Here is a 15,206-nt window from a genome sequence, read left to right on the forward strand (position 1 = left end):
TGTAAAGACACCTCCTTTTTTATTGGAAATAAGCCCGCTATTATAATATATAGTAGGTTTTCGAATTATGGACAGGCTCCATAGCTACCATTTTATCCTCATGATAATGTGCATCATTCAGCATCTGTGATAAATCTCTTTCTATTGTTCTTGAAATTGTAGTCGTAGGCGTATCCGTAGGCTTGTTCTCAAAAGGGTCCTGTAAATGAATAGCCATCTTCTCAATTAATAAGAAAGCCGCTGCAATTGCGATCACTACCGGCACCTCAATGTATCCAAAGAACTCAATCAATCCGAAAGGCAGCATGATAATGAATAAATAGATCGTCATATTGATATACTTACTATAGGTTACCGGGAATACCGTGTTTTTTATCCGCTCAGAACCACCCATACGGTCACATAAATTTGATAAAGTCCTGTCAATCTCTATCTGCTGATACGTATTGATCCAGCCCTCCTTAACGGCGATTTTAATATCCCGTGCATGCAGTTCCAAAATAGACATCGGTATGTTTTTATATCTGCTGACAAAATCCAGTTCATCAGGTTTCATAAATTTGTCCAGTCCAAGTATCGGATTTGTATTTCTCAGCGATTGACTCAGGCCATAAGCCCATGCAATTTGTCTTTTCACAAAGCGCTCCTTAAACAACTGTATTTCTGCAGAATAATAAGGATCATCAATAAAGTACAGCACCTGTCTTGTTAACGATCTTGAATCATTGACAATTCCACCCCAGAGAATCCGCGCTTCCCACCAGCGGTCATAAGCCTGGTTAGACCGGAAAGCCAGTAAAAGTGAAATTACTGTACCCAAAAGGGCGGGAACGGCAATTGGTATAGAGATCCTGGTAAAATGAAAGTTCTCATAAAGCACCACGATACCAACAGCATAAAGGGTTACTAAAATCAGATCTTTATATATTTTGCCAAATATGTAGCTAAGTGGCACATTTTTCTTTAATAACATATAATCTGTTTTAAAAGGTAATCACTAGGCAAGCTGAGCAACTTCCTGCTCCAACGCCAACTCTTTCTTTAATTTAACAGGTAGTTCCTCTTCCTGGATAACCTTGATGATCGGGATACCCGACTTACTTAAGAATACATCAGGATTGATACTATACTTTGAGATCTGACGGAAACTATAGGTTTCAGGACAGTAGATGAAATCTACCTCATGTGCCTCCGCAAAATTTCTGAAGGCGGCCATTGTACTCCCGTAAAAATATTCAACACCTATAGTATCTATTTGAAACTGGTGTGTTTTTTTGAAGTCATAACACGCCCTATGGAAAGATTCGGGAATTTGTCCATACTCAGTGCTTCTTCGGGAAAGCATTAATAAATCGGAGATAGAATCTGTCAGTTTATAAGCATGAAAGAATAAAATCCTGATGGGTTCATCTTTGAAATTCTTCAATATGTTCTCTGAGAGATAAACTGAATTTTCATTGAAATCTGTAGGAATTAAGACTGTCTTCATATTGTATCTTTGATTAGTTAATGATACAATAGTACAGCCCGGACATTACAGCCGTATAAGAGTGAGATTAGAACCAGATTAGAATTGCAACAATCGGCAGATTAGAGTGAAGACTGACTTAATTTAGACAATCTTGTGTTAAACAGGAACTTAATAAGAGAAGAAACCTGTTGTTAACGCGAACGTGGCAATAAGATGCTCATTTCAGTCCCCGATTCCTGGACAGTTTTAATGGCGATGCTTCCCTTATGCAAACGGATAATATTTAATGATAAAGGCAGGCCTACACCATATCCATTATAATCCGTCGTATTGGAAGCACGGAAAAAAGGTTCAAAAACATGCTGCAGCTCATCCTCAGGAATACCAATTCCCTGGTCCTTCACACTAATTACGATATTAGTACGTGTCACTGACAAACCCACCTCAACCACTCTGTTATTAGAATACTTGCAAGCATTGTTTACAATGTTCGTTACAGCCAGTTTGATCAGGTTTAAATTTCCGTTCAAATTGATACTCTCCGGATTTTCCGGAAGTTTAGAAAAATCTACCTGAATTTGATTATGAGGATTGACCAGGTCAATAGAAGCTTTGACATCCCAGATCAGTTCATCCATCCGGATTTCCTCCCAGCGCTGTTTCTCGCCATCAAAACCAGACTGCGCTAAACTTAATAAACTTGTTAATATATTTTCCAGTCTTTCAGATTCCGTCTGGATCGTTGCTAAAGATTTCTGAAGTTCAGGATCACGGTGTCCATCCCTGGCAATGGTCAGCTCAGCTTCCCCACTGATGATCGTTAAAGGCGTTCTTAACTCATGAGAAGCATTGCTGATAAAATTATTCTGTGTCTCAAAAGCAGTTTCCAGTCTGTCGAGCATATCATTAAAAGTCTGTGAAATCTTTGCGATCTCATCATTCCCTTTAATAATAGGCAGGCGCTGATGCAGATTCTCCGCACTGATGCCCTTTGCCTTTTTAATTAACTCCCTGATTGGTTTAAAAGTGAAATCAGAGAACTTCCTGCCTACAAAGTAAGATAATGCAACCGAAAGGAAAAAACCCGCAAACAAGATTTTCTGTAGATCCTTAAGCTCTCTGTACCCATAAGGATCTTTTGCAGAAATGATGACGATATAGCCATTCAACCCATTTTTGAAGTACTTACCCGCATAAAATACATTTTCATTCCGGTATCGGGCCATTATACCCGATTCAATATTTTTATAAAAACTGGCAGGAAGACGTACCTTTTTCTCAAAAGCCATTTTTCCGGCTTTATCTGCTACAAATACCTGTTCCTCCTCCTGAGGAAGGCGTTCAAGATACTTTTGACGTACCTCTTTATACTCATAAGTATTGGTTCCCGCCGAAGCCTTGATCTGGCTCGCTATATTTACCCGTGCTTCCAGCCTTTTGTAGAAATCCTCAAAAGCAAACTCATTCGCAAAATACCATACAAAACCACTCAATAAAGAGATAATAACTGCAGATAAAATGGCAAATAAGAAGGTGATGCGGGTATTTAAATTCATTACAATGATTTTTCTTTTAACAAGTAGCCCAGCCCTACAACTGTATGCAGCAATGTCGTACTAAAACCCTTGTCTATCTTTTTTCTCAGGTAATTAACATAAACATCAACCACATTCGTGCCCATATTGAAATCAATATCCCAGACATTCTCCAAAATATCTATCCGTGATAAAGTCTTGTTTTTATTCCGCGCAAAAAACTGGAGCAAGCGATATTCAGTAGCCGTTAAAGTGATCTCATGATCTGCCCTTGTGACCGTTTTACCGGAAATATTGATTTGTAAATCACCAATAGTGATGATTTCATCTGCCTGCTGGAGCCCGGCATGTCGTCTTAACAACATGCGGATCCTTGCACTCAGTTCCGCAATTTTAAAAGGTTTTACCAGATAATCATCAGCACCATTATCAAGCCCTGTAACGATATTTTCTGTACTGCTTAAAGCAGTCAGCATGATAATAGGAATCTGCGGATGATTTTTTTTGATCTGCTTGCACAAATCCAGGCCATTGATTCCCGGAAGCATAATATCCAGTATAATCAGCGAGAAGGAATGTGCTGAAACCATTTCCAGCGCAATAAATCCATCAGGTGCTACACTCAGCTCAAAGCCCTCATTGCTTAACCCTCTTTTCAAAACTGATACCACATTAGGCTCGTCTTCAACAATAAGGAGTTTCATAAGCAGGTATTTTTATCCGGGTAAATTTAAGCAGATTGATTGGAAATTAGCCCGGTTTAGAAGAAAATAGAATTTTCAGCTTCTTATAATTGATTTTTGCCTGATACTTCAGGAATATATCACTGCCAATAATAGCTACAATCCGCGGATGTCCCATCAATATATAAGCATCATTTACGGTTTCCAGATCCAATGCTACCGCAGGGTAAGATTTAATAAGCAGTTTGCCGATTTTTAACTTTGGAATAACCGTCTGTATAGTGCTGGAAGTTGTGAACAGTGTGGTCGCATTCGTATCTTCCTGCTCCTGGACAATCACCGTATCACTATACTGTTCAATAAAAGCCTTGTTAAATACAGACCTGGAGGCTCCGGTATCTACCACCGCCCAATGCTTTTCCTTAAAAACAACGATTTCCACCAAAAGGTGGAAACCGTCATCATTTAAATTGATTAAAGTAAGAGGGACTGTAACCGTACGCATTAAATAAGCTTCATTTCTTTAAGGACATTATTCATTGCTCTTACCGCATCAGCACTTTTATTGAATGCTGCTTTTTCCTCCTCATTCAGGTTGTAATCTATAATCTTTTCCCAGCCATTGCGACCAACAATTACAGGTACACCCAAACAAATATCAGTCTGTCCATATTCCCCGTCCAGGGCAACACAGCAAGTAAACAGTTTTTTCTCATCACGAACGATGCTCTCTACCAATGCAGCACCAGCAGCACCAGGTGCATACCAGGCAGAAGTTCCCAGCAGGCCAGTTAACGTTGCGCCGCCAACCATCGTATCTGCAGCAACTTTAGCCAGTACCTCAGCAGATAACACATCCGCTACCGGTAAGCTCTGGTAAGTCGCATAACGCGTTAACGGGATCATCGTTGTGTCCCCGTGGCCGCCAATTACAAAACCCTGTAAATCATTTGAATTACAGTTTAATGCGACACTCAGGTAATATTTAAACCTTGCACTATCTAAAGTACCGCCCATACCAATGATCCTGTTTTTAGGCAGTCCCAATGATTTCAGCGCTAAATAAGTCATCGTATCCATTGGATTACTGATCACGATGATGATCGCATCCGGAGAGAACTTTAATATATTTTCTGCTACACCTTTAACAATACCCGCATTGATGCCAATCAGCTCTTCGCGGGTCATTCCCGGTTTACGTGGCAAACCAGAAGTAATCACAGCGACAGCAGAACCTGCAGTCTGGCTATAATCATTAGTTACCCCGGTGATTTTTGTATTAAAACCTAACAATGCAGCAGTCTGCATCATATCTATCGCTTTGCCTTCAGCAAAACCTTCTTTAATATCTAATAAAACTAATTCTTCAGCTAACTCTTTTCTAGCAATATTATCTGCACAAGTAGCACCAACTGCCCCTGCACCAACAACTGTTATCTTCATGGATTCAATTTTTAAATTGTAATAAAACCTTCATTAGATCTTCCTGCCCAAGTTATAAAATTTAAGGCATTATCAGAAAATCTTTAAATATCCTTTTTAAAACTTTATCAGACCTTCTTGGTTTTATGAGAAAGAATTTACATTTGCTTAACGTCTGTTTAGATTTGTAAATTGATTTTGATAAATGAATCTGAACAGATATTCTTACCATATTAAAAATAATGGAACGCTATGTTAGAGAATAAACCTGTTGAAAAAGTTGATATAATGTCTTACGCAGGTAAATGGTATTCACTGTGTTCAATACCCACCTTTATGGACAAACACTGGCATGAAACCACAGAGACGTATGTGATACATCCTGACGGTTACTATGCTGTTTTTACTACTTATAAACTACCACCGGACGAAGGCACTAAATATGTCCGCTCCAAACTGATTGTTGTTCGCGGAACCAATAATGCACAACTTAAAGCCCAGTTTGTATGGCCTTTAAAAGTTGACTACTGGATTATCGAACTGGCAGCAGATTACTCCTATGTGGTTGTCGGGCATCCCAAGCACAAACACCTTAACATCCTTTGCCGGAAGCCTGAAATGGCAGATGAACTCCTTACTGAAATTATCGACCGGTGCCAGCATAAAGGTTATGATACCTCAAAGCTTGTCTCACAGGAACATAAGCCGGCAGCACCCAGAACTCAGGCGCAATCTTCCTGAAAAGCACAACAATTTTATCAGGTAAATTTCAACCGCTTCTTAAAAAACCGTAATTTTGTACCTCGCTTTGTTTGAGGGATAATAACCAGAGAACAGGGATTCATAATTACCCTTCTATGTATTTAATTTTTGATACCGAAACTACAGGTCTTCCTGCCAATTATAATGCACCCGTATCCGATACCAACAATTGGCCAAGGTGTATTCAGATTGCCTGGCAGCTGCACGATGCGTTAGGAAACCTGGTTGAACACCAGGACTTTCTGGTTAAGCCCGATGGATTTAATATTCCATACGATGCCGAACGTATCCACGGTATCTCTACAGAATTAGCCACAGAACAAGGTATTGATATTCGTGAAGCACTGGAGAAATTTAACATTGCCCTGTCCAAAGCTAAATTTGTAGTAGGACAGAATATTGGCTTCGATGTCAATATTATGGGCTCTGAATTCTACCGGATGGGTATAGAGAGCCCGATGGCCCAGATGCCCGTTCTGGATACCTGTACAGAAGTTACCGCTAACTTATTAAAGATTCCCGGAGGAAGAGGGGGCAGGTTTAAACTGCCTACGCTGACCGAATTACACAGTTACTTATTTGGCGTTCCATTTGCAGAAGCACACAACGCAACCGCAGATGTGGAAGCAACCACGCGTTGTTTCCTTCAATTAGTTAAAATGGAAACCTTTACCCCTGAACAGCTTCATGCCGATCAGGAGTACATCCGTTCCTTTATAGCCAGTCAGCCAGCTGTGATCCCAAGTGCAGGGATTCAGCACATTAACCTTAAAGCGGCTTCCGATGAAATCAGGAAAAGACAAGCCAAAGCCGAAGGCCCGGGTTTATCAAAACAAGACTTAAAAGACAACCAGCAAGAACTTAAAGACGCAACATTTGTCCACCTGCATAACCATACGCAGTTTTCAGTCTTGCAGTCTACCATTAATATACCAGGTCTGATTGCTGCAGCAGCGGCTGATAAAATGCCTGCCGTGGCCATGACCGATCACGCCAATATGATGGGGGCCTTTCACTTTGTGAACCAGGTGCTTAATCATAATAAAGGCGTGGAAGCCAGGAATAATGCAGCCATAGAAAAAGGAGAAGAGCCCTCAGAAGTGCCGATTACGCCAATTGTAGGCTGTGAATTCTTTGTCTGTGAAAATCACCTTGATAAATCCCGTAAAGACAACGGCTACCAGATGGTTCTGCTGGCCAAGAATAAAACAGGTTACCACAACCTCGCTAAAATGTCTTCCATCGCTTATACCAAAGGATTTTACTATATCCCAAGGATTGACAGGAATGTTATTGAACAATACAAAGAAGACATTATTGTGCTTTCTGGAAATCTTTACGGTGAAATAGCCAGTAAGATCCTGAATATGGGGGAAAACCAGGCAGAAGAAGCATTAATCTGGTGGAAATCATTATTCGGTGCAGACTTCTATATGGAGATTATGCGCCATAACCAGGATGATGAAACTGTCGTGAATAAAACGCTGATCTCCTTAGCTCAAAAACATGAAGTTAAGCTGATTGCCACAAACAATACCTATTACATCAATAAAAAAGATGCCAACGCACATGATATTTTACTTTGCGTAAAAGACGCTGAAAAGCAGGCAACACCAATAGGCAGGGGGCGCGGATACCGTTACGGTTTACCCAACCAGGAATATTATTTCAAATCTTCAGAGGAAATGAAAAAGCTGTTTGCGGATCTTCCGGAAGCAATTTTAAATATTCAGGAGGTGGTAGACAAAATATCGATCTACAAACTTGCCAGAGAAGTACTCTTACCTAAATTTGATATTCCTGAACAATTTATTGTGCAGGAAGATGAAGACGACGCAGGGAAAAGAGGCGAGAATAAATATTTACGCCACCTTACCTTTGTAGGGGCAGAAAAAAGATACGGAGAACTGACTCCGGAAATTATAGAACGTCTGGACTTTGAGCTTCAGACTATTGAGAAAACAGGTTATCCGGGTTACTTCCTGATTGTGCAGGATTTTATCAGGGAAGCCAGGAACCTTGATGTTTCTGTAGGCCCGGGCCGTGGTTCCGCTGCAGGTTCCGTAGTCGCTTACTGCTTGTGGATCACTAATATTGATCCGCTGAAGTATGATCTGCTTTTTGAGCGTTTCCTGAATCCTGACCGTGTATCCATGCCCGATATTGACATCGATTTTGATGACGAGGGCAGGGGCCGTGTTATGGATTACGTAATCAAAAAATATGGCTCAAACCAGGTGGCCCAAATTATCACCTATGGTACAATGGCGGCCAAGTCCTCTATTAAGGATACAGCCCGCGTATTAGACCTGCCACTTTTTGAAGCTGATAAAATAGCTAAACTGATCCCCAACCTGAAGCTGGCCAAGATCTTTAACCTCGATGAGAAATCACTCCGGGGGGCTTTGCGCGCAGATGAATACGAGAAAGTTGTGGAGCTGAAAGATATTGCAGACTCCAAAAGCTTAAGTGCCGAAACCATACAACAAGCCAGAATACTGGAAGGCTCGTTAAGAAATACCGGTATCCATGCCTGCGGCGTAATTATTACACCAGACGACATTACCAATTACGTACCCGTGGCCATGGCCAAAGATTCCGATCTGTACGTTACGCAATTTGATAACTCTGTAGTAGAAAGCGCGGGACTACTGAAAATGGACTTTTTGGGGCTGAAAACACTGACCCTGATTAAAGATACCGTTAAACTGGTTCGCTTAAGAACCGGTATACAGCTCGATCCTGATGAATTCCCTATAGATGACGTTAGAACCTACGAATTGTTCCAGCGCGGGGAAACCATTGGTATCTTCCAGTACGAGTCCAGCGGAATGCAGAAATACATGAAGGAATTAAAGCCTACCGTATTCGGAGATTTAATTGCCATGAACGCACTGTACCGCCCGGGACCAATAGAGTATATTCCTCTTTTTGTACGCCGGAAAAACGGTGAAGAAGAAATTAAATATGATCTGGACGCTTGTGAAGAGTACCTGAAAGAAACTTACGGAATTACAGTATACCAGGAGCAGGTGATGCTTTTATCACAGAAACTGGCCGGTTTTACCAAAGGTGAGGCCGACGTACTGCGTAAAGCGATGGGTAAGAAACAGAAGGACGTACTGGATAAGATGAAACCTAAATTTGTTACTCAGGCAGCAGAAAAAGGACATGCCCCGGCTACACTGGAGAAAATATGGAAAGATTGGGAAGCATTCGCTGCTTACGCTTTCAATAAATCTCACTCTACCTGTTATGCGTGGATCGCTTACCAGACCGCTTATCTGAAAGCACATTACCCGGCAGAATATATGGCTGCGGTACTGACCAATAATATGAGTGATATTAAGCAGGTGGCCTTTTTCATGGAAGAATGTAAACAAATGGGGGTAAAAGTACTTGGCCCGGATGTGAACGAATCTATTTTGAAGTTCTCTGTAAATCCCCAGGGAGAGGTACGTTTTGGTCTTTCCGGAATTAAAGGAGTAGGGGAGAAAGCCGTAGAAAGTATCATCGAAGAGCGCACTAACGGTGGATTCTACAATAGTATTTATGACTTCGCCAGACGTTCCAATACCAGGACGGTGAATAAAAAAGCCTACGAAAGTTTCGTATATAGCGGCGCATTTGATAGTTTCGGCTTTCACCGGGCACAATTCTTCTTTGTAGGGATTAATGATAAGCTTAACGGTATTGAAAAGCTGATCAAATATTCCAATGATTTCCAGAACAGTGAGTCTTCTGCGCAATCTTCGCTATTTGGCGGTACGGTTGCAGACCTGATTAATGAGCCTACATTACCAGTTGCCGCAGAATGGACTTTAATAGACAGACTGAAATACGAGAAAGATGCGATTGGGATTTTCCTGAGCGGGCATCCGCTCGATAATTATAAATTAGAGCTGAAAGAATTCTGTCAGCACAACGTTCGTCACCTCGCTGTAGTGAATAAAATACGGATGGGAGATACAAATGAAGACGTATTGGCAGAGTTTGAACAACTAAAAAACAGGGAATTAGTAGTCGGTGGATTGGTTGTCCTCTCCGCACAACGGATGACTAAAACCGGGAAACCTTTTGGTACTATTGTTTTTGAAGATTATAACGACAGTTGTGAACTGGCCTTATTCGGAGAAGACTTTGTGAAATTCAAGCAATTTATGACCGATGGTTATTTCCTGCAAATCCGTGGCCGTGTGGGAGAACGCTTCCGTAAAGAAGGCGACTGGGAGTTTAAAATCACTTCTATAGCCCTTTTATCTGACTTAAGAGATAAGCTGGCTAAATGTATCACAATACAGATTCCAATTCAGGGAATTAATGATCAGATTATTACTCAAATCCTGGCGATCATTGCAGAGAATAAAGAAAATACAGAACAACAAAACTGTCAATTGAATTTTATTGTGTACGATCGGGAACAAAATGTTTCGCTTGATCTTCCTTCTAAATCGCTGAAGATCAACCCTGATAACGCGTTTTTGGAACAGCTGAAAGAGCTGAATGTGGTGAGTTATAAGTTGAACTAATGTCATTTTGGCATTAGAAAATATGGTGGCATTACAATTGATTATATCTTTGTATAAATAAAAATAAGAATTATGGCTATAGAAATCACAGACGCTAACTTCGAGGAAGTTGTGTTGAAATCAGATAAACCCGTTTTAGTAGACTTTTGGGCAGAATGGTGTGGTCCATGTCGCATGGTAGGTCCGGTAGTAGATGAAATCTCAAAAGAATACGAAGGAAAAGCAATCGTGGGTAAGGTAAATGTGGATAATAACCCACAGATTTCTACTCAGTTTGGTATCCGTAACATCCCTGCGTTGTTATTCTTCAAAAATGGTGAAGTAGTTGATAAACAAGTTGGTGCAGTTCCAAAATCGGTATTAGCTGGTAAATTGGACAAGCAATTGTAATCAACCCGATATATATAGAATAGCCGTCTCTATTTGTTTAGGGACGGCTTTTTTTATACAGACCATTTTACAATTTATGCCCTTATAGTGTTAATGCTCTTCTGGTAAATCCTCTGCTTCGCTTTCTTCAAAAACATTTTCCTCTCCCCTGAGCTCTTCTTCTTTTAACTCTTCGCCCTTTAGTAATCCGCCGCTCCAATAGCAGAAAACGGCAACCACAGTTAATATGCCGATCTGGATATAGGAAATTTCAACAGGATGGGCTCTGCTCAAATCAAATAAACCTGCCTTTGCCGCAATGCAAAGCACTACAGCCAATGTAAACAGCCATTTGAAATTCCCTGTACTGCTTGATAAACGGCTAAGATGTGCTGAATTTAAGGTGATAGCCCTTAATGCGTTAACCAAAAGCACCAGGAAAAGGATACATAATAAAATATACTTTAATAAGCCCAGCATCGGAATAGGTTTCAATTCGACAATACCACCCAGAAAATATGCAGAGGAGATTAATCCGCAGAGGAATAACAGGGAATAGAAGAGTACGATTCCTCTTAACAATAAGCGATGAAGCGGCGATTCAGTTTGAACGGGATTTGGAGAGATATTCATTGTGACTAGCAAGTTAGACTTCTTTTATTAAATTTACAAAATGGGCACGCATACAGACCAGTCGGAATATCAATTTAACAGCAACCTGGAGTTACTCGCTAAGCAGGTCGTTGAAGGATTTATAACTGGATTACATAAAAGCCCTTTTCACGGGTTTTCTGTGGAATTTGCTGAACACAGGGCCTATAATAGTGGTGATAATGTCAGGAACATTGACTGGAAGTTATTTGCCAGGACTGATAAGCTTTATACCAAAAGATATGAAGAAGAGACAAACCTGCGCTGCCAGTTTGTAATTGATACTTCTTCCTCAATGTATTTTCCGCAGGGAGAGTATAACAAACTTACTTTTTCTGTGCAGGCGGTAGCTGCCCTGATTGAGCTGCTGAAAAAACAAAGGGATGCCTTTGGATTAAGCTTATTTACAGATCAACTGATTTTAAATACTCCCGCCAGATCGACGACCATGCACCAGAAGTATTTATTCACGCACTTAGAAGAGGCATTAAAAATCCCTAAGCTCAACGTTGCGACACAATTAAGTACATCCTTGCACCAAGTAGCAGACTCGGTGCACAAGCGCTCTATGGTCATTATTTTTACTGATCTTTTAACTACAAACCATACAGACAACAATCAGGAAGACTTGTTCTCCGCCCTGCAGCACTTAAAATTTAATAAGCACGAAGTTATCATTTTCAATGTGAGTGATAAAGCCAAAGAAGTAGACTTCAATTTTGAGAACAGACCTTATCAATTTGTGGATATGGAAACAGGGGAATTACTAAAAGCAAATGCAGCCACTGTTAAGGAAGCTTATTTAAAAGCGTATGGGGATTACAGGCAAATGCTTACGTTAAAATGTGCGCAATATAAGATTGATCTGATTGATGCAGACATTGCAGCAGGTTTTTCAAACATATTGGCTGCCTATCTGATCAAGAGACAAAAAATGAATTAATTACTTTTTACCTTCTCTGTACCTGCTTAATAGTTCTCTTTTAAAAGTCTGCTCTGCACGGTAATATTTACCTACAGTTTTGATAGGCAGGCTGCTTTTTAATTTATTATAATACTTGCGGTCAATATTTAAATCTTTCTGTTTAAAATTGAGCTCATTGTTGATCAGGCTTTCTACTTCTGTGTCCGAAAGGTTTTCAATCTCCGTACTCTTTCTGAAGCTTATCATGTTTTTTCTGCGTTCCTGGCGTAACTCACCCTGTTCGCTTTGCATCGAATTATAAATTGGCCAGAATATCTTTGCTTCTTCCGGAGTCAGCTCTAATTTTTCTTTGAGATAAGTATTTTTATAAGCTTCTATTTCCTTACTTCTTCCTTCGCCCCTTTGTGCAGCCGCCAGAAAGGGAAGGGATAATATGAAAGCAATGGCAAGTATGTGTTTCATGATATTTAATTATAATGCTGAGGACAGATCACTTTGAGAATAATTGTTTAAAATATAAGTTTCCAGATCCGCATTGGCGGTGTTGTCATTTGATACGTCTACATTATTTCCTTCTATATGATCAATAATATCCTGTTCATTCAGATCATATATAGTTTGTTCGCTAACCAAATCGGCATTTCTGCTTTCGGTAGTATAATTTTGCTGATTTAAATAAAGTCCAAATGCAGTAACCAGGATGAAACAGGCTGCTGAAGCATATTTAACCAGGTCATTATGCCACAGACGAATTAACTTCGGTTCATGTTTTTCAGAAGCAGTATTGACAATCGTTTTAGCAAAAAAATCCGCCTCAACTAACTGTACATGCTGATCCTGCTCAATGGCTTTAGTTGGAAAATCTGAGGCTACAGTTTTTGCAAGGATATTAGCCTGTAATTTCTGGAAATATAAATCAGGTATATGAAAACCTTCAGCCTTCGGTAGATCTTGTAAACCGTTACCTGTTGCTTCGGCAAAAATAGAATCTTGTAAAATGTTAAAATATTGATCAGGTACGATAAATCCGGACATAGGAATAGCCTCCTTCAATTCATTGACGTAAATAGCGCCATGAATCAACTCAGGTAAGGTATTCAAATACTCCTGTGGAACGCCAAATGGATTTTCTTTTTCAAGAGAAGCGAGATAAGGCGCTTCTTGTTTCCATTCATTGTCTTCTATATCGTGTTTCATTGTAAATAATTTAGCTATTGCAGGATGATAACATCAGGTCTTCCTGAATTTACCTGCTATATGGATGCTTAAAATCACAAAAGGTTTAAAAGGTAATGTCTTCATTTAGCATAAAAACTTCTATTTTCTTTACAGCAATATGGAAGGAAGCTTTTAATGCACCTACAGACGTTCCCAGAATTTCAGAAATCTCTTCATATTTGAGTTCATCGTAGTATTTCATATTAAAAATCAGGCGCTGTTTCTCTGGAAGTGTCAGTAACGCCTGCTGTAACTTCATCTGGATCTTGTCTCCATTGAAATAAGAAGAAGCGACTAAACTTTCGGATAATTCAGCAGAAACATCATCCAGAGGGATATTGTTACGCTGTTTTTTCTTGTTTAAAAAGGTAATGCAATCATTTGTTGCGATCCGGTAAATCCAGGTATACAACTTAGAGTCGCTCCTGAATTTGGATAGATTCTTCCAGACTTTAATAAAAACTTCCTGAACAAGATCATCCGCATCGTCATGATCTATAACCAGGCGGCGGATATGCCAATAAGTTTTTTCCTGGTATTTGGAGATAAGCAGGTTAAAGGCTTCATTGCGCGTGCGCTCTACAGAGAACTTCGCCAGTATTTCATCATCTTCAACCTGCTTCATCTATTATTTTTTTCTTTTTATAACTTTTTGAGCTGCTTCAACAATGTTAATTGTATCCAGTCCGTATTTAGTCATCAATTGATCAGGAGTTCCGCTTTCACCAAAACTATCATTCACAGCCACAAATTCTTGTGGAGAAGGAAGTTCTGTTGACAATAAACGCGCAACACTTTCACCTAATCCACCAAATTTATTGTGCTCTTCACAAGTCACAACACAACCTGTTTTCTTAAGCGACTTTAAGATCGCCTCTTCATCTAACGGTTTAATCGTGTGAATGTTTATAATTTCTGCATCAATACCTAAAGCAGCTAACTGCTCACCAGCCTCAATTGCTTTCCAAACCATGTGTCCGGTGGCAACGATAGTTACATCAGTCCCTTCGTTAACCATCCACGCTTTACCGATTTCGAACTTTTGATCAGGATCAGTAAATACAGGAATACTTGGTCTGCCGAAACGCAGGTAAACAGGGCCTTCATACTCAGCGATAGCTAAAGTAGCAGCTTTAGTTTGATTATAGTCACAAGGATTGATCACAACCATTCCAGGTAACATTTTCATCAAGCCTATATCTTCAAGAATCTGGTGGGTTGCACCGTCTTCACCTAAAGTTAAACCAGCATGAGAAGCACAGATTTTAACGTTTTTGTTTGAATAAGCAACAGACTGTCTGATCTGGTCATAAACTCTTCCTGTAGAAAAGTTTGCGAAAGTACCTGTGAAAGGAATTTTTCCTCCGATAGTCATACCTGCTGCAATTCCGATCATATTGGCTTCAGCAATTCCGATCTGGATAAATCTTTCCGGAAACTCATCCGCGAAAGCATCCATTTTCAAAGAACCTTTCAGATCCGCACAAAGTGCAACCACATCCGGGTTTTTCTGACCAGCCTCATGTAAACCAGCACCAAAACCAGAACGGGTATCTTTTTTTTCTGAATATGTATATTTTTTCATGTAATATCTTTTTTATCGCCCCTCTATCCTGAACAAGACGGACGTAGTTTAATGGT

At 40.0% G+C, this 15,206-nt stretch carries 15 protein-coding genes; 4 read left to right on the top strand and 11 right to left on the bottom strand.

What is annotated here, in order from left to right:
- Positions 1 to 40: 40 nt before the first annotated feature.
- The 6 genes from LY11_RS16135 to mdh all read right to left on the bottom strand — a co-directional run bounded on the left by LY11_RS16135 (position 41) and on the right by mdh (position 5,132).
- Positions 41 to 973 carry a bestrophin family protein gene (locus tag LY11_RS16135; protein ID WP_111634677.1) on the bottom strand — a complete coding sequence of 311 codons (933 nt, stop codon included), beginning with the start codon at positions 971 to 973 and terminating at the stop codon, positions 41 to 43.
- Between the two features lie 24 nt (positions 974 to 997).
- Positions 998 to 1,489: a hypothetical protein gene (locus LY11_RS16140; RefSeq protein ID WP_111634678.1), complete on the bottom strand. Its 492-nt coding sequence runs from the start codon at positions 1,487 to 1,489 to the stop codon at positions 998 to 1,000.
- Positions 1,490 to 1,662: 173 nt separating this feature from the next.
- Positions 1,663 to 3,027, bottom strand: coding sequence for a HAMP domain-containing sensor histidine kinase (locus tag LY11_RS16145; protein ID WP_111634679.1), 1,365 nt, complete (start codon positions 3,025 to 3,027; stop codon positions 1,663 to 1,665).
- Positions 3,027 to 3,710 carry a response regulator transcription factor gene (locus LY11_RS16150; RefSeq protein ID WP_111634680.1) on the bottom strand — a complete coding sequence of 228 codons (684 nt, stop codon included), beginning with the start codon at positions 3,708 to 3,710 and terminating at the stop codon, positions 3,027 to 3,029. Before LY11_RS16150 ends, LY11_RS16145 begins: the two co-directional genes overlap by 1 nt.
- A 46-nt stretch (positions 3,711 to 3,756) precedes the next feature.
- Positions 3,757 to 4,194 carry an aspartyl protease family protein gene (locus tag LY11_RS16155; RefSeq protein ID WP_111634681.1) on the bottom strand — a complete coding sequence of 146 codons (438 nt, stop codon included), beginning with the start codon at positions 4,192 to 4,194 and terminating at the stop codon, positions 3,757 to 3,759.
- The gene (gene mdh, locus LY11_RS16160) at positions 4,194 to 5,132 is read right to left on the bottom strand and encodes a malate dehydrogenase (RefSeq protein ID WP_111634682.1); all 939 of its coding nucleotides are present in this window, start codon (positions 5,130 to 5,132) and stop codon (positions 4,194 to 4,196) included. Before mdh ends, LY11_RS16155 begins: the two co-directional genes overlap by 1 nt.
- Before the next feature lie 231 nt (positions 5,133 to 5,363).
- Between mdh and LY11_RS16165 the strand changes: the two genes are divergently transcribed.
- The 3 genes from LY11_RS16165 (at position 5,364) to trxA (ending at position 10,792) form a co-directional block, all read left to right on the top strand.
- Positions 5,364 to 5,852: a lipocalin family protein gene (locus LY11_RS16165; RefSeq protein WP_111634683.1), complete on the top strand. Its 489-nt coding sequence runs from the start codon at positions 5,364 to 5,366 to the stop codon at positions 5,850 to 5,852.
- 116 nt (positions 5,853 to 5,968) lie between these two features.
- Complete coding sequence (gene dnaE, locus LY11_RS16170) at positions 5,969 to 10,402, top strand: DNA polymerase III subunit alpha (protein WP_111634722.1); 4,434 nt, start codon at positions 5,969 to 5,971, stop codon at positions 10,400 to 10,402.
- 72 nt (positions 10,403 to 10,474) lie between these two features.
- Positions 10,475 to 10,792 (top strand): thioredoxin, encoded by a 318-nt coding sequence (trxA, locus tag LY11_RS16175; RefSeq protein WP_111634684.1) that lies wholly within the window; start codon positions 10,475 to 10,477, stop codon positions 10,790 to 10,792.
- A 90-nt stretch (positions 10,793 to 10,882) separates the two neighbouring features.
- On the opposite strand, the gene LY11_RS16180 is transcribed toward trxA, so the two are convergent.
- The gene (locus LY11_RS16180; protein ID WP_111634685.1) at positions 10,883 to 11,404 is read right to left on the bottom strand and encodes a hypothetical protein; all 522 of its coding nucleotides are present in this window, start codon (positions 11,402 to 11,404) and stop codon (positions 10,883 to 10,885) included.
- Positions 11,405 to 11,444: 40 nt separating this feature from the next.
- Here LY11_RS16180 and LY11_RS16185 point away from each other — a divergent pair, with 40 nt between their 5' ends.
- Complete coding sequence (locus LY11_RS16185; RefSeq protein ID WP_111634686.1) at positions 11,445 to 12,365, top strand: DUF58 domain-containing protein; 921 nt, start codon at positions 11,445 to 11,447, stop codon at positions 12,363 to 12,365.
- On the opposite strand, the gene LY11_RS16190 is transcribed toward LY11_RS16185, so the two are convergent.
- From LY11_RS16190 to LY11_RS16205, 4 genes are all read right to left on the bottom strand, one after another.
- Positions 12,366 to 12,809 (bottom strand): hypothetical protein, encoded by a 444-nt coding sequence (locus LY11_RS16190; protein WP_111634687.1) that lies wholly within the window; start codon positions 12,807 to 12,809, stop codon positions 12,366 to 12,368.
- A gap of 9 nt (positions 12,810 to 12,818) precedes the next feature.
- Positions 12,819 to 13,544 (bottom strand): hypothetical protein, encoded by a 726-nt coding sequence (locus LY11_RS16195; protein WP_111634688.1) that lies wholly within the window; start codon positions 13,542 to 13,544, stop codon positions 12,819 to 12,821.
- 85 nt (positions 13,545 to 13,629) lie between these two features.
- Positions 13,630 to 14,190 carry an RNA polymerase sigma factor gene (locus tag LY11_RS16200; protein WP_111634689.1) on the bottom strand — a complete coding sequence of 187 codons (561 nt, stop codon included), beginning with the start codon at positions 14,188 to 14,190 and terminating at the stop codon, positions 13,630 to 13,632.
- 3 nt (positions 14,191 to 14,193) lie between these two features.
- Positions 14,194 to 15,150 (bottom strand): transketolase family protein, encoded by a 957-nt coding sequence (locus LY11_RS16205; protein WP_111634690.1) that lies wholly within the window; start codon positions 15,148 to 15,150, stop codon positions 14,194 to 14,196.
- Between the last annotated feature and the right edge of the window lie 56 nt (positions 15,151 to 15,206).

Source organism: Pedobacter cryoconitis, assembly GCF_003259615.1.
In the GTDB taxonomy this organism is placed as follows: Bacteria; Bacteroidota; Bacteroidia; order Sphingobacteriales; family Sphingobacteriaceae; genus Pedobacter; species Pedobacter cryoconitis.